Source organism: Actinomyces urogenitalis DSM 15434 (genome assembly GCF_000159035.1).
Lineage (GTDB): Bacteria > Actinomycetota > Actinomycetes > Actinomycetales > Actinomycetaceae > Actinomyces > Actinomyces urogenitalis.
The window spans coordinates 1,220,534-1,240,885 of sequence record NZ_DS999574.1; the positions used below are offsets into that span (position 1 = coordinate 1,220,534).

The 20,352-nt window shown below is 69.4% G+C and carries 14 protein-coding genes and 1 pseudogene; 10 read left to right on the forward strand and 5 right to left on the reverse strand.

The window, feature by feature from the left end; translation table 11 throughout:
• Positions 1–201: 201 nt before the first annotated feature.
• On the reverse strand, positions 202–1,053 hold the full coding sequence (gene proC / locus HMPREF0058_RS05185; RefSeq protein WP_006548664.1) for a pyrroline-5-carboxylate reductase: 852 nt from the start codon (positions 1,051–1,053) through the stop codon (positions 202–204).
• Between the two features lie 138 nt (positions 1,054–1,191).
• On the opposite strand from proC, the gene ocd reads away from it, so the two are divergent.
• On the forward strand, positions 1,192–2,208 hold the full coding sequence (gene ocd, locus HMPREF0058_RS05190) for an ornithine cyclodeaminase (RefSeq protein ID WP_006548665.1): 1,017 nt from the start codon (positions 1,192–1,194) through the stop codon (positions 2,206–2,208).
• A 34-nt stretch (positions 2,209–2,242) separates the two neighbouring features.
• Here the strand turns inward: ocd and HMPREF0058_RS05195 are convergent, their stop codons facing one another.
• Entirely contained in the window at positions 2,243–3,748 is a 1,506-nt protein-coding gene (locus tag HMPREF0058_RS05195) for an alpha-amylase family protein (protein WP_006548666.1), read from the reverse strand.
• Positions 3,749–3,795: 47 nt separating this feature from the next.
• On the opposite strand from HMPREF0058_RS05195, the gene HMPREF0058_RS05200 reads away from it, so the two are divergent.
• The 4 genes and pseudogenes from HMPREF0058_RS05200 (at position 3,796) to ileS (ending at position 10,850) form a co-directional block, all read left to right on the forward strand.
• Entirely contained in the window at positions 3,796–4,560 is a 765-nt protein-coding gene (locus tag HMPREF0058_RS05200; RefSeq protein WP_006548667.1) for an SDR family NAD(P)-dependent oxidoreductase, read from the forward strand.
• A gap of 111 nt (positions 4,561–4,671) precedes the next feature.
• The gene (locus HMPREF0058_RS11745; protein ID WP_048780487.1) at positions 4,672–5,337 is read left to right on the forward strand and encodes a hypothetical protein; all 666 of its coding nucleotides are present in this window, start codon (positions 4,672–4,674) and stop codon (positions 5,335–5,337) included.
• Positions 5,338–5,453: 116 nt separating this feature from the next.
• A pseudogene (locus tag HMPREF0058_RS12045) lies at positions 5,454–7,130 on the forward strand (PTS sugar transporter subunit IIC).
• A gap of 357 nt (positions 7,131–7,487) precedes the next feature.
• On the forward strand, positions 7,488–10,850 hold the full coding sequence (gene ileS / locus HMPREF0058_RS05215) for an isoleucine--tRNA ligase (protein WP_006548672.1): 3,363 nt from the start codon (positions 7,488–7,490) through the stop codon (positions 10,848–10,850).
• 77 nt (positions 10,851–10,927) lie between these two features.
• On the opposite strand, the gene HMPREF0058_RS05220 is transcribed toward ileS, so the two are convergent.
• Positions 10,928–11,740, reverse strand: coding sequence for an HAD-IIA family hydrolase (locus tag HMPREF0058_RS05220; protein ID WP_006548673.1), 813 nt, complete (start codon positions 11,738–11,740; stop codon positions 10,928–10,930).
• Between the two features lie 258 nt (positions 11,741–11,998).
• On the opposite strand from HMPREF0058_RS05220, the gene HMPREF0058_RS05225 reads away from it, so the two are divergent.
• The 3 genes from HMPREF0058_RS05225 (at position 11,999) to ndk (ending at position 15,272) form a co-directional block, all read left to right on the forward strand.
• Positions 11,999–13,930, forward strand: a complete 1,932-nt coding sequence (locus tag HMPREF0058_RS05225) for a bifunctional folylpolyglutamate synthase/dihydrofolate synthase (protein ID WP_006548675.1) — start codon at positions 11,999–12,001, stop codon at positions 13,928–13,930.
• A 112-nt stretch (positions 13,931–14,042) separates the two neighbouring features.
• Positions 14,043–14,705 (forward strand): dihydroxyacetone kinase subunit DhaL, encoded by a 663-nt coding sequence (gene dhaL / locus HMPREF0058_RS05230; RefSeq protein ID WP_006548676.1) that lies wholly within the window; start codon positions 14,043–14,045, stop codon positions 14,703–14,705.
• A 132-nt stretch (positions 14,706–14,837) separates the two neighbouring features.
• Positions 14,838–15,272, forward strand: coding sequence for a nucleoside-diphosphate kinase (gene ndk / locus HMPREF0058_RS05235; protein ID WP_024035071.1), 435 nt, complete (start codon positions 14,838–14,840; stop codon positions 15,270–15,272).
• Positions 15,273–15,341: 69 nt separating this feature from the next.
• Here ndk and HMPREF0058_RS05240 read toward each other — a convergent pair whose 3' ends face one another.
• Both HMPREF0058_RS05240 and HMPREF0058_RS05245 read right to left on the reverse strand, forming a co-directional pair.
• Entirely contained in the window at positions 15,342–16,631 is a 1,290-nt protein-coding gene (locus HMPREF0058_RS05240) for an ABC transporter permease (RefSeq protein WP_006548678.1), read from the reverse strand.
• Positions 16,628–17,545 (reverse strand): ABC transporter ATP-binding protein, encoded by a 918-nt coding sequence (locus HMPREF0058_RS05245; protein ID WP_006548679.1) that lies wholly within the window; start codon positions 17,543–17,545, stop codon positions 16,628–16,630. The genes HMPREF0058_RS05240 and HMPREF0058_RS05245 overlap by 4 nt, the downstream gene beginning before the upstream one ends.
• A 172-nt stretch (positions 17,546–17,717) precedes the next feature.
• On the opposite strand from HMPREF0058_RS05245, the gene HMPREF0058_RS05250 reads away from it, so the two are divergent.
• Both HMPREF0058_RS05250 and HMPREF0058_RS05255 read left to right on the forward strand, forming a co-directional pair.
• Entirely contained in the window at positions 17,718–19,019 is a 1,302-nt protein-coding gene (locus tag HMPREF0058_RS05250; RefSeq protein ID WP_169305814.1) for an alpha/beta hydrolase fold domain-containing protein, read from the forward strand.
• Positions 19,020–19,057: 38 nt separating this feature from the next.
• A partial coding sequence (locus HMPREF0058_RS05255) for a chromosome segregation SMC family protein (RefSeq protein ID WP_006548681.1) occupies positions 19,058–20,352 on the forward strand: 1,295 nt, incomplete at its 3' end.

A 20,352-nucleotide genomic window follows, 5' to 3' on the forward strand; every position in this document is an offset into this window, starting at 1 on the left:
GACGTCAGTGGTCCGCACCACATCTTTAATGAAAGGGAGTTTAGCAAGCTGTCTGCATAATGCAAGTGGGAACGACGATAGAGAAACGGGCTGGGTGGGCCACTGCGATGTGGCGTTCTGAACCGGGGGCTAGACAGTGCGTAGCCCCCGGTTGCACACAGGAAACCCCGGTCTTGATGCGGTCTTGATGCGGGTGGAGGGCTAGGCCCCGAGCTCCCGGTCCCGGGCCACGGTGGCACGGAAGGCCTCAATGACTGCGCAGGAGAAGCCTGCCTGCTCCATCGCGACCACCCCGGCCACAGTGGTCCCGCCTGGCGAGCACACGGCGTCAACGAGGTCGGCGGGCGTCCGCCCTGCCTCGCCGCGCTCGCGCCGCTCCGCCTCCGCCTGGACCGTGCGGGCTGAGCCCGCCACCGCTTGCGCGACGATCTCGACAGCCTGGGCCTTGGGGATCCCACCCAGCACGCCGGCACGTGCCAGGGCGTCAATAAAGGTGAAGACGAAGGCGGGGGAGGAGCCAGCCAGCCCGATAAAGGCGGAGAAGTCCTTCTCCGCAAGCACCACTGTGCGTCCGACGGCCGCCATGAGCTCCTCGACGATGTCCAGATCCTCCTGGCCGGCTGCGCTCCCGGCCGCCAGCGCCGTCATGGACTCGCCCACCGCTGCCGCCATATTCGGCATCGCTCGCACCACGCGGGTGCCCGCGGGCAGCATCGCCTCCAGCTTCTCCAGGCTCAGTCCCGCCGCGATGGAGACCACGAGGGGCTTGCTCGCTGCGAGCTCCTGACTGAGCTCTTCCAGGACTCCGGGGATCACATGCGGCTTGACGGCCAGGACGACGACGTCCGACTCCTGGACCAGCGCGCTGGCCTGCGCCACGAGCTCAGCGCCGGTCTGCTGCGCCAACCGGGCCGCCGAGCCGTGGGCAGAGGTCACCAGGACTCGGTGGCCCGCCCCGCCCTTGTCAGCGCGGCGGGTCAGGCCTGCTGCCACCGCCCCACGCACGATCGCGCCCGCCATGTTGCCCGCACCGATGAAGCCAAAAGTCGTCATGCGGCCAGGCTAGTAGATCAGCTCCGTCAAAGACGTTGCCTGCTTGGTCACCGGCCCGTACAGTCGAGATGACGGTCAGCTCGTCGGTGCCAACGAGGGCGAGGGCGACAGCGGTGACCGTGGCTCCAAGGAGTAACGATGCGATTCGTCGACGTTCCCCACATGGTTCGTTGGATGAGGCAGACCGGGCCGCAGACCTTGCTGGCCGGCATGATCGAAGCGATGGAGAAGGACTTCAGGCGGTGGGACAGCTTTGAGCTTCGTCCGCGTGTGGCCTCGCACTCCGAGATCGGCGTCATCGAGCTCATGCCCACCAGCGACGGGCAGACCTACGCCTTCAAGTTCGTCAACGGCCACCCTTCCAACCCCGCTCGGGGATATCAGACGGTCACCGCCTTCGGCGTCCTGGCTGACGTCCACAATGGCTACCCGCGGCTGCTGGCGGAGATGACTCTGCTCACCGCCCTGCGTACCGCAGCAACCTCTGGGATGGTCACCCGCCTGCTGGCCCGGCAGGACTCGCGCCACCTGGCCCTCATCGGTGCCGGCTCGCAGTCGGAGTTCCAGGTGCTGGCCAACCGGGCCGTGCGGCCGATCGAGCGGGTGAGCGTCTACGACGTCGACCCGGCGGCCAGCCAGAAGCTGCGCCGCAACCTCGCCGCCTACGACATCGAGGTCGAGATCGCCGACTCGGCTTCCCAGGCCGTGGCCGGGGCGGACATCATCACCACCTGTACCGCGGACAAGCGCAACGCTCAGGTCCTGTCCCGCCACGACATCCGCCCCGGCGTCCACCTCAACGCCATCGGGGGCGACTGCCCGGGCAAGACCGAGCTCGACCCCGGCATCTTGGACATGGGCCCGGTCTTCACCGAGTACACCCCGCAGACCCGGATCGAGGGGGAGATCCAGGCCAAGCCGGCGCACTACCCGGTCACCGAGCTGTGGGAGGTGCTGGCAGGCGCTCAGCCAGGGCGCACGAGCGCCGAGCAGGTCACGGTCTACGACGGCGTCGGCTTCGCGGTCGAGGACTTCACGGGCCTGGTCTTCCTGGAGGACTGCCTCAAGCAGCAGGGAGGAGAGCGCTTCTACGAGGAGATCGACCTCGTCGCCGCGCCCAGCGACCCCAAGGACCTGTTCGGGATGCTGAACTGAGATACCAGGGACGACGGCGGGGCATGCTGCCCGGTCAGCCCAGCACCGCCCATCCGCACGGCGGCAGGACGACGCCGTCGCGCTCGGCGCGCGGGGCGGGTGCCTGACGGTCCGTGGCCAGGACCGTGTGCGCGCCGCGGGTGGGCAGCCAGGCCTCGTGCTCCTCCAGGGACAAGGCCAGGACCACCGAGGTCGGTGAGGTGCCGGCATCCTGACCTCCCGGCTCCTTGGCTCTGGGGGCCAGCCTGAGGCTGAGGAGCCGGTTGTCCAGGTGCACGGTGGTGACCTCGGCGTCATGGAGCCAGGACAGGCGACGGCGCAGCGCGATGAGCTGGCGGTAGAGGTCCTCAACCTCAGCCCCTGGGCGCTGGCCGGTGGGCAGGGCTGGCTGACGTGACCAGGGCTCGGCCGGCAGCGCAGGGCGCACCGCGTCGTCGCCTCCCAGCCTCTCCTCCTTGACCCCCTCGAGCCCTTCCTCGTCCCCGTAGTAGATAACGGGCGTGCCAGGCAGCGTCATGAGCAGGGCGACGGCGTGGGCGAGCCGGCGCGCCCCACCGGGACGGCAGCCCAGTGCGCTGGCGATGCGCGTGGTGTCGTGGTTGCCGAGGAAGGTGACCGGCACGAAGACGGGCAGGAGGTGGGCGTGGCGGCCCAGGCACCAGTCGAGCTCGTAGAAGTTCTCCTCAGCCAGGCCGTGCCAGACCGCTTGCCACAGCTCGTACTGGGTAACCGAGTCCATGCCGGAGTCCGTGACCACCTGGGCGTAGTCGCCGTGGATCACCTCGCCGAAGACATACACCTCAGGAAAGCGCGAGCGCAGTCGGGGCAGGACCTGGGTCCAGAAGGCTGGCGGGACGGCGTAGGCAGCGTCCAGCCGCCACCCGTCCACCCCAAGAGCGCACCAGTGCTCCATCACCTCGCTGACCATCTCCACCACGTCAGGGCTGGTGTGGTCCAGCTCGGGCAGCCATTCCTGCCCCTCGAAGCGAGCGTAGTCACTGGGGGCGGCGCCCGGCGCCCAGCTCCCCTCAGGCCAGGAAAGCCGGTACATCCCTGCCTCGGGCGAGCGTGGGCCGCTCTGAGCCAGACCGGCGAAGGAAGGGTGCTCGATCCCGGTGTGGTTGAAGACGCCGTCGAGGACCACCCTGATGCCGCGCGCATGGGCCTGGTCGATGAGGACTTTCAGGTCCTCGTTGGTGCCCAGCCTGGGGTCGACGTGGTAGTAGTCAACCGTGTCGTAGCCGTGGGACATGGAGTGGAAGACCGGCCCGAGCAGCAGGACATTGGCGCCCAGGGTGATGAGGTGGTCCAGCCAGGGCACGAGCCGCGCCAGGCGGTGCTCATCGGCCACCAACCCGGCCGGCGAGTCAGGGTCCTGCGGGTCTCCAGGCGGACACAGCGGCTCGGCGCCGACGGCGCCCAGCGGGTAGACGTGCCAGGCGATGGCGTGCCGGACCCAGCCGGGTTCCTGCCTGGAGTGGCCCGGAGCCGCAGTGGCGGTACCCGGCAGTGCAGATGGCGCGGCGTCGTCGACGTGCATGGCCTCACGCTATCGCGCAGGGGCGGCGCGGTGGGGAGAATGCTCCTATGACTACCACCTCCACCGCCCCCGTCCGCCGCGCCGTCGTCACCGGAGCCTCCACCGGGATCGGAGCAGCCACCGTCCGTCTCCTGCGCCGTCACGGTTGGGAGGTGGTCGCCACCGCTCGGCGGGCTGAGCGCCTCCAGGCACTGGCTGACGAGACCGGCTGCGGCTGGGTGGCAGCGGACCTGCAGGAGCCCGACGACGTCGCTCGCCTGGCACGCGAGGTGCTGGCGGGCGGCCCGGTTGACGCCGTCGTCAACAACGCCGGTGGCGCCCTGGGGACGGACTCGGTGGCTGACGGGAAGGCAGGGGAGTGGGCCGCGATGTACGAGCGCAACGTGCTCGGCGCGCTCGCGGTGACTCAGGCCTTCCTGCCCGGTCTGCGTGAGCGTGGAGGGGATGTGCTGTTCCTGACCTCGACCGCTGCCCATGACACCTACCCGGGAGGCGCCGGCTACGTCGCGGCCAAGCACGCCGAGCGCATCATCGCCAACACCCTGCGTCTGGAGCTGGTGGGGGAGCCGGTGCGCGTCATCGAGGTTGCTCCGGGCATGGTGGCGACCGAGGAGTTCTCCCTTAACCGCTTCCATGGTGACCGGGCCAGGGCGGAGGCGGTCTATGCCGGTGTCCAGGCGCCGCTGAGTGCCGAGGACGTGGCTGAGTGCGTGGTGTGGACCCTGGAGCGACCGGCCCACGTCAACATTGACTCCCTCATCGTCCGGCCGCGAGCGCAGGCTTCCAACACCGTCGTCGCGCGGACACTGTGAGCCCATCAGGGTCACAGAAAGGTCATAAGAACTAGTCAGAAGGCAATGAGGGGACGCTCGTAGTCTCGGGGGTAACTCCACAGGAGTGGAGGGGATCCCGAGAGGAGACTCATGAGCGGCCACGACGAGCCCACCGGCAGCCTTCCGGCGCACGATGACGCATCCCCGCAAGGCAGTGCTGTCCAGCATCAGCAGGTGACGGCCATGCTGCCCACGGCTGGGGAACCGAAGCAGCCCGAGGGTGGCGAGCAGGCGCCGACGCTGCAGCGCGATGGCGCGTCCTCCCACCTCACCCCTGCTCAGCCTGTGGCTGGCGCCGATGGCCTGCTCGGTCTGGTGGCCGCTGAGGCGGCGGCTGCTCGGAAACCGTGGTACCGCCGTCTGTCGGTGCGCGTGGCCGCCAGCGTCGCGGTGGTTGCAGCCTCCTTCGGACTGGGCTGGGGTACCCATGCCCTGGTGGGCTCTGACGGGGCGCCGGAGCAGGGCTCGTTTGCCGGACCGGGTGGCCAGGGCGGACCTGGTGGCGGCGGCCAGGGTGGCCCTGGTGGCATGGGCGGCCAGGGGCCCGGAGCCTCGGGGCAGCAGGGGCAGGACGGATCTGGACAGGCAGGGCGGACCACGCCTGACTCGGGCTCGCAGGGCTCTGACTCGCAGGACTCGGGCGATGAGGGTGGATCATCAGGTGGCAGCGGAGTCCTTCAGGATGAGGGCTTTGGCTCCACCTCCGACTCTGCGGCCGGGACCGGGATCGTGGGGACCGGCCAGGACGTTGTCTGAGTCAGCCTGATCCTGCCTACGCCTACCTGAGCCGAGCTGGCGGGGCTTGCGCAACCGTCGTCAACGGTGCGTACTCAATCACACGCTGAGTCCAGATTGCGTAAGTGAGGAGTGGCATGAGAGCCCAGCACGGCTTCCACGACGCCGTCGTCTACCAGGTCTACCCCAAGTCCTACCGGGACACCGACGGCGACGGCGTCGGGGACCTGCGAGGGGTGATCGAGAAGGTCCCCTATATCGCCTCCCTCGGGGTGGACTACGTCTGGCTCAACTCCTTCTACCCCTCACCGGGGCGGGACAACGGCTATGACATCGCCGACTACCGGGCCATCGACCCGGCCATGGGTGCGATGGAGGACTTTGACGCTCTGACCCAGGCGCTGGCGGCGCACGGCATCAGCCCTATGCTCGACATGGTCCTCAACCACGTCTCCACCCAGCACGCCTGGTTCCAGGCCGCGCTTGCAGGCCACCAGCGCTACCGCGACTACTTCTACATCCGTCCCGCCAAGGCTGACGGCTCGCTGCCCACTAACTGGGTGAGCAAGTTCGGTGGACCGGCACGGGCTCCCTTCGGGCCGGTGGATCAGGACGGGCGTCCGATGTCCGGGGAGTACGGTTTCTCCAGCCTCATCGGTGTCATCACCGGCTCCATGATCCCGGTCATCGGCGTCTTGGCGGCCTCCGGCATCCTCAAGGGCATCCTGGCCCTGCTCACCCAGCTCGACGTGGTGGACTCCGGGACCCCGACCTACACCTTCATCGACGCCATGAGCTCGTCGATGTTCTACTTCCTGCCCATCATCATCGGCTTCACCGCGGCCCGCCGCCTGGGGGCGGACCCCATCATCGTGGCGATCATCGGTGGGGTGCTGACCTATCCCAGCGTCGTGGCCATGTCCAACCCGGCCACCGAGGGCCACACCGTCACCGCTCAGATCGGACGTACCGTCTTCAACTCTGACTTCTTCGGCCTGCCCGTGGCGCTGCCGGAGGGCAACGCCTACGCCTACTCCATCTTCCCGATCATCGTGGCAGCCTGGCTGGCCTCGCGCATCGAGCCCTGGCTGAAGAAGGTCATCCCCGCCGTCGTGCGATCGATCTTTGCCCCGCTGCTGGAGATCTTCATCGTCTCCGCCCTCGTGCTCGTGGTCTTCGGCCCGATCGTCATGACGATCTCGGGAGCCATCGCCTCTGGCATGACCTGGGTGCTCTCCCTGTCCTAGCCAGTGGCGGGCTTCGTCATCGGTGGCCTGTACCAGTGCCTGGTCATCTTCGGCCTGCACTGGGCCGTCATCCCTATCATCTCCCAGCAGATCGCAGACCCGGGATACTCGCCGCTCAACGCCATCGTCTCGGTGTCCATGATCGCCCAGGGCGGTGGGGCGCTGGCGATCTGGATCAATGCCAAGAACGTACGGGTCAAGCGCCTGGCAGGACCTGCCACGATCTCGGCGATGTGCGGGGTGACCGAGCCGGCCATGTACGGCCTCAACCTCAAGTACGGCCGGGTCTTCATCACCGCCTCGATCGGTGAAGCCGTGGGCGGCCTGCTCACTGGGCTCTTCGACGTCAACATGTGGGGCTTCATCGGCGCCTTCGTCGGCTTCCCCTCCTTCGTCAACCCCGAGGGGCTTAACTCCTCCTTCACCGGCTTCTGGATCGCCTCGGTGGTCACTCTGGTCGTGTCCTTCGTGTGCACGTACTTCTTCGGTTTCAAGGAATCGGACTTCGAGACGGAGAAGAAGGTGGAGAAGGTACGCCTGGGTAACCGCGAGCCCGTGGCGCGCTAGGGCAGTGTGGCGAGGTTGACGCTCCTGGTGTGCCGCCCAGGCTGGTGCCTGCCAGGCCCGCCCGGATACACTCGGCGCCAATCAGGCACTGACCCGGCCGCAGCCTCACGGCCTGCGGGTATCACCGGCGAGCCTCCCGGAAGAACGGGCCGACGACGTCGCGCACGCGCCGCCGTCAGCCTCACTAGACCCGGGCGGGTGAGGCCCGTACAGCCTCCCAAGGAGCGGTCGCGCCTCGTGCGCGGCAAGCGAGGTGGTACCGCGGTACCGCCCGCCCTCGGCCTGCCAGGGCACGAGGGAGGTGCGGCGTCGTCCTCGTGAGACACGGTTGTTCACGAGCACGACGCGAGGCACCCCATGGCTGACGCCCAGGCCACCACCCACACCGGCCAGTCCTTCCACCCGGCCGCCTACCCCCTGCACCGCGACGGGGCCGGCGTGTCCCCCTCGCCCTCCTTCCCGCAGATGGAGGAGGAGGTCCTGGCCTACTGGAAGCAGGACGGCACCTTCAAGGAGTCGGTTGACTTCCGTCCCGCCTACGACGACAACGGCCACTCCAACGAGTTTGTCTTCTACGACGGCCCGCCCTTCGCCAACGGCCTGCCCCACTACGGTCACCTGCTGACCGGCTACGTCAAGGACGCCGTCGGCCGTTTCCAGACCCAGATGGGCAAGCGCGTGGAGCGCCGCTTCGGCTGGGACACCCACGGCCTGCCCGCCGAGCTGGAGGCCCAGCGCGAGCTCGGCATCGACGACGTCTCCGAGATCACCCGCCCCGGCGGCATCGGCATCAAGGCCTTCAACGAGGCCTGCCGCTCCTCGGTGCTGCGCTACACCCATGAGTGGGAGGGCTACGTCACCCGCCAGGCGCGCTGGGTCGACTTCGACAACGACTACAAGACGCTCAACCCCGACTACATGGAGTCGGTCATCTGGGCCTTCAAGACCCTGTATGACAAGGGCCTGGCCTACCAGGGCTACCGCGTCCTGCCCTACTGCTGGCACGACCGCACGCCGCTGAGCAACCACGAGCTCAAGATGGATGACGACGTCTACCAGGACCGTCAGGACAACACGGTCACGGTGGGCCTGCGCCTGGAGGAGCCGCTGCGTGAGGGCGCCACCACCCCCGAGCTGGCCCTGATCTGGACGACGACGCCGTGGACCCTGCCCTCCAACGAGGCCGTGGCCGCTGGCCCCGACATCGACTACGTCATCGTCCACGTTCCCGAGGACCTCGACTCCCCGGTTGCCGGAGCGGACGTGGTCCTCGGCGAGGCTCGCCTGGGCGCCTACGCCAAGGAGCTGGGCGAGGAGCCCGAGATCCTCGCACGCCTGAAGGGCAGGGAGCTGGTGGGGCGGCGCTACCACCCGATCTTCGACTACTACGACGACGCCGGGCACCGTGCCGAGGGCGCGGCCCCCGGCCCCAAGGGCTGGACCATCATCTCCGGCGACTACGTCACCACCGAGGACGGTACCGGCCTGGTCCACATCGCTCCGGCTTTCGGTGAGGATGACATGTTCGTGTGCCAGGAGGCCGGGATCGCTCCCGTCCTGCCGGTGGACGACGGCGGCTGCTTCACCTCCGAGGTCCATGACTACCAGGGCCTGCAGGTCTTCGAGGCCAACAAGCCGATCACGGTGGACCTGCGTGACGCCTCGGGCCCCATGGCCCGGCGTGAGGAGGCCAAGCGTGCCGTCCTGGTCCAGCAGAAGAGCTACGTCCACAGCTACCCGCACTGCTGGCGCTGCCGTAAGCCGCTGATCTATAAGGCCGTGTCCTCCTGGTTCGTGGCCGTGACCAAGTTCCGTGACCGTATGATCGAGCTCAACCAGCAGATCACCTGGACCCCGTCCCACATCAAGGACGGTATCTTCGGCAACTGGCTGGCGGGTGCGCGCGACTGGTCGATCTCGCGCAACCGGTTCTGGGGCGCCCCGATCCCCGTGTGGGAGTCCGACGACCCGGCCTACCCGCGGCGCGACGTCTACGGCTCCTTCGCTGAGCTCGAGCGCGACTTCGGCGTCAAGGTCACCGACCTGCACCGCCCCGCCATCGACGAGCTGGTGCGTCCCAACCCGGACGACCCGACCGGCAAGTCGATGATGCGCCGTATCCCCGACGTCATGGACTGCTGGTTCGAGTCCGGCTCGATGCCCTACGCCCAGGTGCATTACCCCTTCGAGAACGTCGAGTGGTTCGAGTCCCACAACCCCGGGGACTTCATCGTGGAGTACATCGGCCAGACCCGCGGCTGGTTCTACCTCCTCCACGTGCTGGCTACCGCCTTGTTCGACCGTCCTGCCTTCACCTCCGTGGTCTCCCACGGCATCCTGCTGGGTGAGGACGGGCAGAAGATGAGCAAGTCCCTGCGCAACTACCCGGACGTCAACATGGTCTTCGACCGCGACGGTGCCGACGCGATGCGCTGGTTCCTGCTGTCCAGTCCGGTGGTGCGCGGAGGCAACCTCTCCGTGACGGACCAGGCCATCCGTGACACCGTGCGTCAGGTTCTCCTGCCGCTGTGGAACACCTGGTACTTCTTCACCCTCTACGCCGGCAAGGTCAATGGCGGCCAGGGGTACGTCAGTGACGGCCTGGACCTGACGGACCCCTCCCTGTTTGGCCCGCGCGGAAGCCTGGCGGTCATGGACCGCTACGTCCTGGCCCGCGTCAAGGACCTGGCGGACACGGTGCGCACCCAGATGAGCGCCTACGACGTCACCGGTGCCACCGCCAGCGTGCGTGAGTTCATCGACGTGCTGACCAACTGGTACCTGCGCACCTCCCGCTCGCGCTTCTCCGACGCCGAGGAGCAGGTGTGGCGCCCGGCCTTCGACACTCTGGCCACCGTGCTGCGGGTGCTCACCGAGGTCATGGCGCCGCTGGCTCCGCTGGTGAGCGAGGAGATCTGGCGTGGACTGACCGGCGGGCGCTCGGTGCACCTGACCGACTGGCCCGTCCTGCCCGCCCACGTGGCCGACCAGGCGCTGGTCACTGCCATGGACGAGGCCCGTGACGCGGTCTCGGCGGCGCTGAGCCTGCGCAAGGCGGAGAAGCTGCGCGTGCGTCAGCCGCTGCGCACGCTGACCATCGCCACCTCGGACCCGGCGGGTCTGGCTCCCTTCCGCTCGCTGATCGCCGAGGAGGTCAACGTCAAGGAGGTGCGCATCCTGGACGCGGCCGACGCCGGCTACCACGTGGAGCAGGTGCTCACCCTCAACCCGCGTGCCTTCGCCCCTGAGGTCCGCAAGCTCACCTCTAAGCTCTTCGCCGCCGTCAAGGCAGGGGAGTGGACGCTGACCGAGGACGGGGACGTGCGTTTTGACGCCGTCGTCCTGGACAGCGCCGCGGTGGTGCTGGAGGCCGAGGACTCAGCCTTCACCCTGACCAACCGGATCGACGTCGAGGACGAGTCCCTGTCTGCCACGATGCTGGCCTCGGGCGCCTTCATCGTGCTCGACACCGCCCTGGACGAGCAGCTGGAGGCCGAGGGCTGGGCGCGTGACCTCATCCGCCTGGTCCAGGACGAGCGCAAGGCCGCCGACCTGGAGATCGGCGCTCCGGCCCGCCTGACCCTCACGGTCCCGGCGGACAAGGACGCCTGGACAGGAGCCCACCTCGACCTCATCAAGGCTGAGACCAGCTGCGTGGCGATCGACCTCGTCACCGGCCCGGAGGGCAGCCAGCCCAGCGCCGAGGTCGCCACGGCCTGAGACCTGCTGAGCGCGACGGCGCCGCCACCCCCTGTGTGAAGGTGGCGGCGCCGTCTCGTGGGGGGGGGGAGACCCCGTCAGTCCCCGGCCTCGATGTGGGCGATGAGGTCGCCGATACCGTCGTGGATGGCGAAGGGACGGAAGGGGAAGAGCGAGACCTGTTCACGCGAGGTCGAGCCGGACAGGACCAGGTAGGTGCGCAGACCCGCCTCGACGCCGGCGCGCACGTCGGTGTCCATCCGGTCACCGACCATCGCGGCCGTGGTGGAGTGGGCGCCGATGGCGTTCAGACCCGCGCGGATCATGACGGGGTTCGGCTTGCCCACGAAGTAGGGCGAGCGGCCGGTGGCGGCCTTGATCATCGCTGCCACGCTCCCGGTGGCCGGCAGCGTGCCCTCGTCAGAGGGGCCGGTGACATCAGGGTTGGTGGCGATGAACTTGGCGCCCTTCTCGATGAGCCGGATCGCGTGGGTGAGCGCGTTGAAGGAGTAGTTGCGGGTCTCGCCCAGCACCACGTACTCCGGGTCCTGGTCCGTCATGATGTAGCCCGCGTTGTGCAGGGCGGTGGTCAGGCCGGCCTCACCGATGACGAAGGCGGACGAACGGGGCGACTGCTGGGACAGGAAGGCCGCCGTGGCGTTGGCCGAGGTCCAGATCCGGTCCTCGGGGATCTCCAGGCCCGAGCGCTCCAGGCGCGCGGACAAGTCACGGTTGGTGAAGATCGAGTTGTTGGTCAGCACCAGGAAGGGCAGATCCCTCTCCTTCAGCGCGTCGAGGAACTCCTGGGCCCCGGGAAGGGCGCGGTGCTCGCGCACGAGCACGCCGTCCATGTCGCTCAGCCACGCGCCGACGGGAGGAAGCTCGGTGAGGGGAGCGGTGCTGGTGTCCATGGGTGACTCCTTTGCCTGTGACGGCCCGCAGGGGCGGTACCTGTTGCCTGCGCCTCGCCACGGCGACGCGGCGCACTGTCTATATATATCGGATCATACGGACTGCCCCGCCCGGCCGCCCATGCTGGGCAGGGGCGTCAGGCCTCCAGCGTGACCCCTCTCGCATCGGTCTCACCGTGAGCGGACGGCTGCGTGAGCACCGCGCGGTCAGCGGTGGCTAGGCTGGCCCAGGTCCGCACACGAGCAGGGGAGCGCAGCATGTCCACCACGCACGACGACGTCACCGGCCAGCACCCGGGAGCCGCCTTCGGTATCCCTGAGGGCGCCGAGGGCGAGGAGGTCGTCGACGCCGTCTTCGGCGATGCCCGGCCCAGTGAGGGCCTGGAGGCCCTGCGCGCGGAGCTCGCCGCCCAGGCCGAGGGGTGCATCGCCGGCATCGAGGGCATTGATCCCGCGCTGATGCCCTACCTGGAGGCCGCGCAGGAGGAGGACTCGCTGGTAGGCCCGGACGGGTCCCTGACCCTGGCGCAGGTGCGTGAGGCCGGTATCTCGCAGGCCGAGCGTGAGGCGGCACAGGAGGAAGAGGACCTGCAGGCCCTGCGTGAGCTGGTGGCTCACAACATGCTGGGTTCGACGGGCTCCGGCGACCTGGACCAGCTCGACGCCCTGCTCGCTGAGGTCGACGAGGACGACAGCGACGACTGGGACCAGTGGGAGCCGGTCCTGCCGCAGGCGGATGATCCCACCGACCTGGGTGAGGAGCTGGCCAGCGAGATCGAGCAGCACCAGGCCGATCTGCGCGCAGCCGCCCACGGCGTCGAGGTCTCGGCGCGTATGCGCCAGGTTGAGGCCGAGATCCTCTCTCGCGCCCCTGAGCACAAGGTCCAGCCCTCCCTGGAGCGTGTCGAGGCGGTCCTCGACATCATCGGCCACCCCGAACGCACCTACACGGTCGTCCACATCACCGGCACCAACGGCAAGACCTCGACGGCGCGGATGACCGAGCGGCTGCTGGCGGCCACGGGGATGCGCACCGGCCGGTTCACCAGCCCGCACCTGGCCACCATCCGCGAGCGCATCAGCCTGGACGGTGAGCCCATCAGCGAGGAGGGCTTCATCGCCGCCTGGGAGGACGTGGCCCCCTACGTCGCCATGGTGGATGAGCGCTCGCAGGCGAGCGGCGGCCCGAGGATGTCCTTCTTCGAGGTCCTGACCGTCATGGCCTTCGCGGCCTTCGCCGACTACCCGGTGGACGTCGCGGTGATCGAGGTCGGCATGGGCGGTACCTGGGACTCGACCAACGTCGTCGACTCCGCCGTCGAGGTCATCACGCCCATCGGCCGTGACCACCAGGCCTGGCTGGGGGACACGATCGAGCAGATCGCCTCCAACAAGGCCGGCATCATCAAGGATGGCGCCACCCTCATCACCTCCACCCAGCCTCGCCAGGCCCAGGAGGTCATCGCTGAGGCCGCTGCGGCCCACGCCGTGGTGTGGCGCCGCGAGCTGGGGACGCAGGAAGACCCGGACGCCACGGACGCCGGAGTGCTGCAGGTGGTGGACCGCACGCTGGCTGTGGGGGGACAGATGGTCACTCTCAAGACGGCGGCAGCTACCTACGAGGACGTCTTCATCCCCCTGCACGGGCAGTACCAGGCTCATAACGCCCTGCTCGCCCTGGCCGCGGCGGAGGCGGTCTTCGCCGGGCGGGCTCTGCCGGCCCGGGTGGTCCAGGACGGGTTCGCTGCGGCGACCTCGCCCGGGCGCCTGGAGGTGCTGCGCTCCTCGCCGACCGTGATCGTGGACGCCGGGCACAACCCGCACGGCGTGTCCGCCTTGGTCCCGGCCGTGCAGGAGGCCTTCGGCTTCCAGCACCTGGTGGCCGTGGTCGGGGCGATGGCGGACAAGGACGTCGAGGGGATCCTCTCCGTCCTGGAGCCGGCTACGGACGCCGTGGTCGTTGTCCCCATGGACTCTCCGCGGGCCATGGAGGTCGAGGACCTGGCCGCCGTGGCGCGGGAGGTCTACGGCGAGGACCGTGTCATCGTGGCCGAGGACCTGGGTTCCGGCGTCGAGCAGGCCGTGGCGCTGTCCGAGGGCTTTGACGCTCCGATGACGGCCTCAGGCGTGCTCATCGTCGGGTCCGTCGTCCTGGCGGCTGAGGCCAGGGCGCTGTTCCACCGCGCCTGAGACGGGTGTGGGCTCCCAGACCTCGCCACAGGTGGAATGGCGTGGGAGACTTAAACAAGCATACGGGTGGTGCGCGTGAGTGCGCATGAGACGAACTGAAGAAGGAGATGGCATGAGCCTCGACGCCGAGTGGGCGATCCAGTGGGTACGACGCAGCGCCGTCGTGGTGCAGGAGCACCGCGACGCCCTGACCGCCCTGGACACAGCGATCGGCGACGGCGACCACGGCGCGAACCTGGAGCGTGGGTACAACGCTGCCGTGGCGCGACTGGACGAGGTCGCGGCTGCGGGGCAGGCTCCCACGACGGCTGGGGAGGTGCTCCAGCTGGTGGCGACCTCGCTCATCACCACGGTGGGCGGTGCCGCCGGGCCGCTGCTGGGCACGGCCATGCTGCGGGCCTCCCACACGGTCGACGGCGCGCAGGTCGATGGTGCGCAGGTGGCGCAGATGCTCCAGGAGGCAGCTGACGCCGTGAGGCTGCGGGGACGGGCCGAGGCCGGGGACAAGACGATGCTGGACGTCTGGCAGCCCGCTGCGGCTGCGGCGCGTCAGGCCGCCGATCGCGGCGAGGGCCCGGTCGAGGTCCTCCAGGCTGCGGCCACGGCGGCGCACGAGGGCGCGCAGGAGACCTTGCCCCTCAAGGCGCGCAAGGGACGTGCCTCCTTCCTGGGGGAGCGCTCGCGTGGGCACCTGGACCCCGGAGCCTGCTCGACGGCGCTGCTCATCCAGGCTGCCGCGGACACCGCGCTGGCCGCCGTGGACCAGGAGAGCTGACCCTCGCTGAGGGACGCGAGGGTGCTACCGGGAGCTGGCTGCCTCGTGTAGCGTGCAGCACGACCTCGCCCCTCCTGGCCTGTCCGGGCCATGGTGGAGCGGGAGATACGTACCGTCTACCGAAGGAGTGCCATGGCTGAGGCCCCGGGCCGCATCCTCATCCTTATCAAGCCTGACGCCGTCCAGCGTCACCTCACCGGGGAGATCCTGCGCCGTATCGACGCCAAGGGGTATGACCTCATCGCGCTGCGCCGTGAGATCGCCACGCCTGAGATCCTCCAGCGCCACTACGCCGAGCACGTGGACAAGCCCTTCTACCCCTCGATCGTGGAGTACATGACCTCCGGTCCGCTCGTGGCGGTGGTAGCTCGCGGGCACCGTGTGGTGGAGGGGCTGCGTTCCTTGATCGGCCCGACCGACCCGACGACGGCGCCTCCTGGCACGATCCGCGGGGACCTGGGGCGTGACTGGGGCACGGACGCCATCGAGAACCTCATCCACGGCTCGGACTCGGATGAGTCAGCCGAGCGCGAGATCGCGATCTGGTTCCCCGAGCTGGCTGAGTGAGGCATCCCGGCGGTACTGGGACGGCCCACATGCGCTGACCAGCACCGCCGGCTGCGCGATGACGCAGGATCAGGCGGCCCGGCGTCCCAGCACCTCCTTGAGCGGGACCCTGGCGCCCATGCGGGTCACAGCCCGGGTGTAGACGCGAGCGGCCAGGCGCACCAGCAGGGGCAGGACTGCCAGCGCGATCGCCAGCGCGATCGCCTGCTCACCCCAGTCGGAGTACCCGAAGGTCAGGCGTGCCGGCATGAGGAAGGCGGAGAAGGGCGGGATGTAGGCCAGAACCCGCCACACCACCGACTGGGGACTGCCCATGGCCATGACGAAGGAGAGCATGTAGGGCACCATCGCCAGCATCATGATCGGCATGGTCACGTTGCCCATGTCCTCCTGACGGCTGACCAGGGCGCCTGCGGCCCCGAAGAGGATCGCGAAGGTCGCGAAACCGACGACCATCCACACCAGCATGACCGCCACCACCGAGTCCAGACGCAGGTCCGTGTTCGGCAGGACGTCCATGACGGCAGCGGTCGCGGCGGCCACGACGGCGATAAGCGCGTAGGAGGAGATGACGGCCAGACCCGTCCCGATCACCTTGCCGGCCAGCAGGGAGGTCGGGCGCACGCAGGCCAGGAGGATCTCCACGATCCGGCTTGACTTCTCCTCCACCACGCCCATGGCGATGACCTGGCCTCCACCCATGATGACGATGAAGAGCAGGATGTTGACGATCATGAGGGTCGTGTAGCGCACCCCGGCGTCCGCTCGGTCGCTCGACGGCGGGTCCAGGACCGTCACGCTCGGAGCTGCCTCAGCCACCGCCTGGCTCACCGCCGCGGGGTCCCCACCCAGGGCAGCGACCTGGTCGGCCAGCGCGCGCTGCTGGATGAGGGCGCTCAGCGCTGCCACCACACCCTGGTCCGCCTTCTCCTGGACCATCAGCTCGGGCTGGTCGGCAGCGAGGTCCAGGACCATGTCGACGTGCCCGGCCTGGTCCGCACTGTCCTCGCCCAGCGTGGTGGCCGGGTCCTGGCCCGTCAGGTCCACGATCTCGACGGGCCGGCCAGAGGAGGTCGTGAGCTCAGAGCCGGCGGCGTCAGTGAGGGCCTGGACCGCAGTGGCGCTGCTCCCGGTCACACCCAGCCGGTAGGGCTCGTCCTGTCCGCCGGAGAAGTAGCCGTAGGCGACGATGCCGGCCACGACCAGCACCATCATGATGATCTGGGAGATGACGGCTGACTTCTTCAGTAATTGGGTGTGCAGCTCGCGCCCGGCCACGAGCCGGATCTCGGCCCAGGCGGACATGGAGGCGTCGGGTGTGGCGCCGGAGGGACGGGTAGTCGTGCTCGTGGTCGTCATCGTGTGGTCTCCTCGGTGCGGGGCGGGTTCTCGCCGTCGACAGCCGGTGCGGTGAGTGCCTCGCGGAAGATCTCGGTCAACGGCTTGCGCACCGGTCCCAGCTCGCGCACGGTGCCGAGGGGCCTGGCAGCCGTCAGCAGCTCCTGCTCGTCCTGGCCGGACGCTGTGACGATGAGGCGGCCATGGGAGTCCCGGCTGACCTCGACCTGCGGCAGACCGGCCAGAGCGGGGGAGAGGGGGCTCGGTGCCGTCTGGCTGGTGGCAGCCAGCTCCTCGATCGTGCCGGCGGCAACCAGCTGGCCGGAGCGGATGATGACGATCCGGTCGCACAGGCGCTCAACGACGTCGAGCTGGTGAGAGGAGAAGAGCGTGGGGATACCGGCCTCAGCCCGCTCACGCAGGACCTGGCTCATGACGTCCACGGCCACCGGGTCCAGGCCGGAGAAGGGCTCGTCCAGGATGAGCAGGGCCGGGTCAGCCACGAGGGCCGCGGCCAGCTGGACACGCTGCTGGTTACCGAGTGAGAGCTTCTGGACCTCGTCGCCGCGGCGGGCCTGGATGCCCAGGCGCTCGGTCCACTCCAGCGCGGCCTCCTGCGCACGGGCCTTGCTCACGCCGTGGAGCCGGGCCAGGTAGGTCAGCTGGGCCTCGACCTTCATCTTGGGATACAGGCCGCGTTCCTCCGGCATGTAACCGATACGGCGGCGCAGGCCGGCGTCCACCGGCTGCCCGTCCCAGGTCACGGTTCCTGAGTCGGCCTCCAGCACCCCCATCGCGATGCGCATCGTGGTCGACTTGCCGGCGCCGTTGGCCCCGACGAAGCCGACCAGCTCGTCGTCGCCAACATGGAAGGACAGCTCGTTCAGCGCCTGCAGGGAGCCGAAGCGTTTGGACAGGCGAGAAATCTGGAGCACAGGGCCTCCTGGTGTCGGTCGTGAGACCGAGACTAACGACCGATCTGCGCACCGGCCTCCTCCTCGGGGGGGGGAGTGGTGACACAGTCCTCCTCGAGAAGGAGGAGAGGGACCGGTGAGCACCTCCCGGGAGGGAACCGAGGCGCTCATGCCTCTGGGTAGGGTGTCGTGCGTGTCCCACGCCTCTGACCACCGGCCACCTGGCAGGCCTGCGGCCACCTGCCTGCTGCTCGCGGTGGCCGGCTTCGCCGCCCTGGCGTCCCTGGCCGAGCTCATCGAGGTCCCGGGCCTGTCCTACAGCCTCATGCTGGGCCCCTGGGGAGTCGACTGGCTCGCCCTGCTGGCCGTCCTCGTCCTCGTGGCCCTCGCCGCCCGGCGCCGGCGCCCGGGACGAGCCCGCAGCCTCGCCGTCCTCCTACTCACCCTCGCCCTGGTGATCACGGCAGGTGTGGGCTGGCGGCAGGTGGACTTCGCCCGGTCCCAGGGCGTGAGGCTGGACCTGTGGGCACTGACCGGGATCGGGCAGAGCGGCTCACAGCCTGACGTTCAGCCGGTGGTCCTCGACGACACCGACACCGGACAGCTCCTCCAGGCCGGGGTGTGGCTGCCACGTGACGGCCGTGGCGGGGTCCTGGGCGCCGGCAGCACCGGCGCGCCGGCGAGCTCAGGCAGGTCGGCGCGCTCAGACAGTCCGGTCGGCGTCGTCGTCCTTCTCCACGGTGGCGGGTGGTCCAACGGCAACCGCCTCAACCCCATGACCCGTGGCCAGGCCGCCTGGTTCGCCTCTCAGGGCTACCTGGCCATTGCCCTGGACTATCCCTTGTCCACCCCTGACCTTGCCACCTGGCAGCTGGCCGAGTCCCGAGTGGCGTGCGGCCTGGCCTGGGTGGCGAGCCACGCCGAGGGCTACGGTGGCGACGCGCGGCACCTGGCGCTCGTAGGAGACTCAGCCGGAGGCAACCTGGCTCTGGAGATCACCTACCGTCAGGCCCTGGGGCAGCTGGATCCGGTGGATGAGGAGTGCGGCAGCGAGGTCCCCCAGATCGACGCGGTCTCGACCACCTATCCGATCGCGGACCCGGTTGGCTTCCACGACAACCCCGACCTGGTCATGGCCCCCTTTGTCTCCGAGCGCGCTCGCCGCTACACCAGTGGTACACCGGGCCAGGTGCCCGAGCGCTACGAGGCGATCGACCCGCGCCGCAAGCTGGCTCTCCTGGCGCAGCGAGGGATGGGGCCGAGCCTGCCACCGACGCTCATCGTCCACGGGGCGCGTGACCACGTGGTCCCCGTGGACGGGACGCGCAGCCTCGACGCCGCCCTGGAAGAGGCCGGTGCGCCCCACACCACGCTGATCGCGCCCCTGACCGACCACGTCTTCGACCTCAATCCCGGTTCGGCCCTCTCCCAGACCTGGCGCCACCTCACCCTCGATCTGCTCACGCAGGCTGCGGTGCTCCCCGCCGAGAGGTAGCCGCCCCGAGGCGCCCTCCCGCCCGGTATCGTGGGGGCGTGCACCTCAAGACGTTGACGATCAAGGGATTCAAGTCCTTCGCCTCGTCAACCACGCTGCGTCTGGAGCCGGGGATCACCGCGGTGGTCGGGCCCAACGGCTCAGGCAAGTCCAACGTCGTAGACGCGCTGACCTGGGTGATGGGGGAACAGGGAGTCAAGAACCTGCGTGGCGGCTCCATGGCGGACGTCATCTTTGCCGGCGCCGGATCGCGCCCGGCGCTGGGACGCGCCGAGGTGAGCCTGACCATCGACAACTCTGACGGCGTGCTTCCTATCGACTACACCGAGGTCACCGTCACCCGCACGCTCTTTCGCGGTGGCGGCTCGGAGTACCAGATCAACGGCACGCCGTGCCGCCTGCTCGACGTCCAGGAGCTGCTCTCGGACACGGGCCTGGGCCGCCAGATGCACGTCATCGTCGGGCAGGGACGGCTTGACGCCGTCCTACAGGCCACCCCGGAGGAGCGCCGTGGCTTCATCGAGGAGGCCGCTGGCGTCCTCAAGCACCGGCGCCGCAAGGAGCGCGCCCTGCGCAAGCTCGACTCGATGGCCGCCGACCTGGCCCGCCTGACTGACCTGACCGCTGAGTTGCGCCGTCAGCTCGGCCCGCTGGCCCGCCAGGCGGCCGTGGCCCGTCGGGCTCGCACCATCCAGGTTGAGGTCCGCGACGCCACGGCCCGCCTGCTCGCCGATGAAGTGGTCCAGGCCCAGGCGCTGCTGGAGGCAGGCGATGAGGACCAGGCGGCGTTGGCGCGTCGGCGCAGCGAGGCTGAGGAAGCCGAGCGCGTGGCCCGGGCCCGCCTGGCTGAGCTCGCGGGAGCCGAGGCCACCTCGGGCCAGCGGCTGAGCCGTGCCACGGCCACCTGGGAGGAGCTGACGGCGGCGGCCCAGTCCTTCTCCGCCCTGGCCGACGTCGCCGCCGAGCGCGTGCGTGGCCTGGCCTCCGCCCCACCGGCCTCCTTCGGCACCGATCCGGAGGAGCTTGAACGCCGTGCGCGGGCGGCTGCCGAGGCGGAGACCGAGCTCGCTGACGCCGTCGAGGCCGCTCGCACGGCACTGTCACGGGCCACGGAGCAGCGAGGAGATGCTGAGCGCGAGGAGGCGGCGAGCGCGCAGGCGGTTGAGGCACTGGCACGCCGCCAGGCTGACCGACGCGAGAAGCTGGCCCGTGCCGGAGGAGCGGTTGCCTCGGCGCGCTCGCGGCACGAGGCTGCGCTCACAGCGCGTGAGCAGGCCCGCACCGCCCTGGCCCAGGCCGTGGACCGTGAGCAGGCCGCACAGGCTGCCCTGGA

Coding starts and splice junctions, on each gene's coding strand:
- proC (WP_006548664.1), bottom strand. CDS start 1,053: ATGACGACTTTTGGCTTCATCGGTGCGGGCAACATGGCGGGCGCGATC.
- ocd (WP_006548665.1), top strand. CDS start 1,192: ATGCGATTCGTCGACGTTCCCCACATGGTTCGTTGGATGAGGCAGACC.
- HMPREF0058_RS05195 (WP_006548666.1), bottom strand. CDS start 3,748: ATGCACGTCGACGACGCCGCGCCATCTGCACTGCCGGGTACCGCCACT.
- HMPREF0058_RS05200 (WP_006548667.1), top strand. CDS start 3,796: ATGACTACCACCTCCACCGCCCCCGTCCGCCGCGCCGTCGTCACCGGA.
- HMPREF0058_RS11745 (WP_048780487.1), top strand. CDS start 4,672: ATGAGCGGCCACGACGAGCCCACCGGCAGCCTTCCGGCGCACGATGAC.
- ileS (WP_006548672.1), top strand. CDS start 7,488: ATGGCTGACGCCCAGGCCACCACCCACACCGGCCAGTCCTTCCACCCG.
- HMPREF0058_RS05220 (WP_006548673.1), bottom strand. CDS start 11,740: ATGGACACCAGCACCGCTCCCCTCACCGAGCTTCCTCCCGTCGGCGCG.
- HMPREF0058_RS05225 (WP_006548675.1), top strand. CDS start 11,999: ATGTCCACCACGCACGACGACGTCACCGGCCAGCACCCGGGAGCCGCC.
- dhaL (WP_006548676.1), top strand. CDS start 14,043: ATGAGCCTCGACGCCGAGTGGGCGATCCAGTGGGTACGACGCAGCGCC.
- ndk (WP_024035071.1), top strand. CDS start 14,838: ATGGCTGAGGCCCCGGGCCGCATCCTCATCCTTATCAAGCCTGACGCC.
- HMPREF0058_RS05240 (WP_006548678.1), bottom strand. CDS start 16,631: ATGACGACCACGAGCACGACTACCCGTCCCTCCGGCGCCACACCCGAC.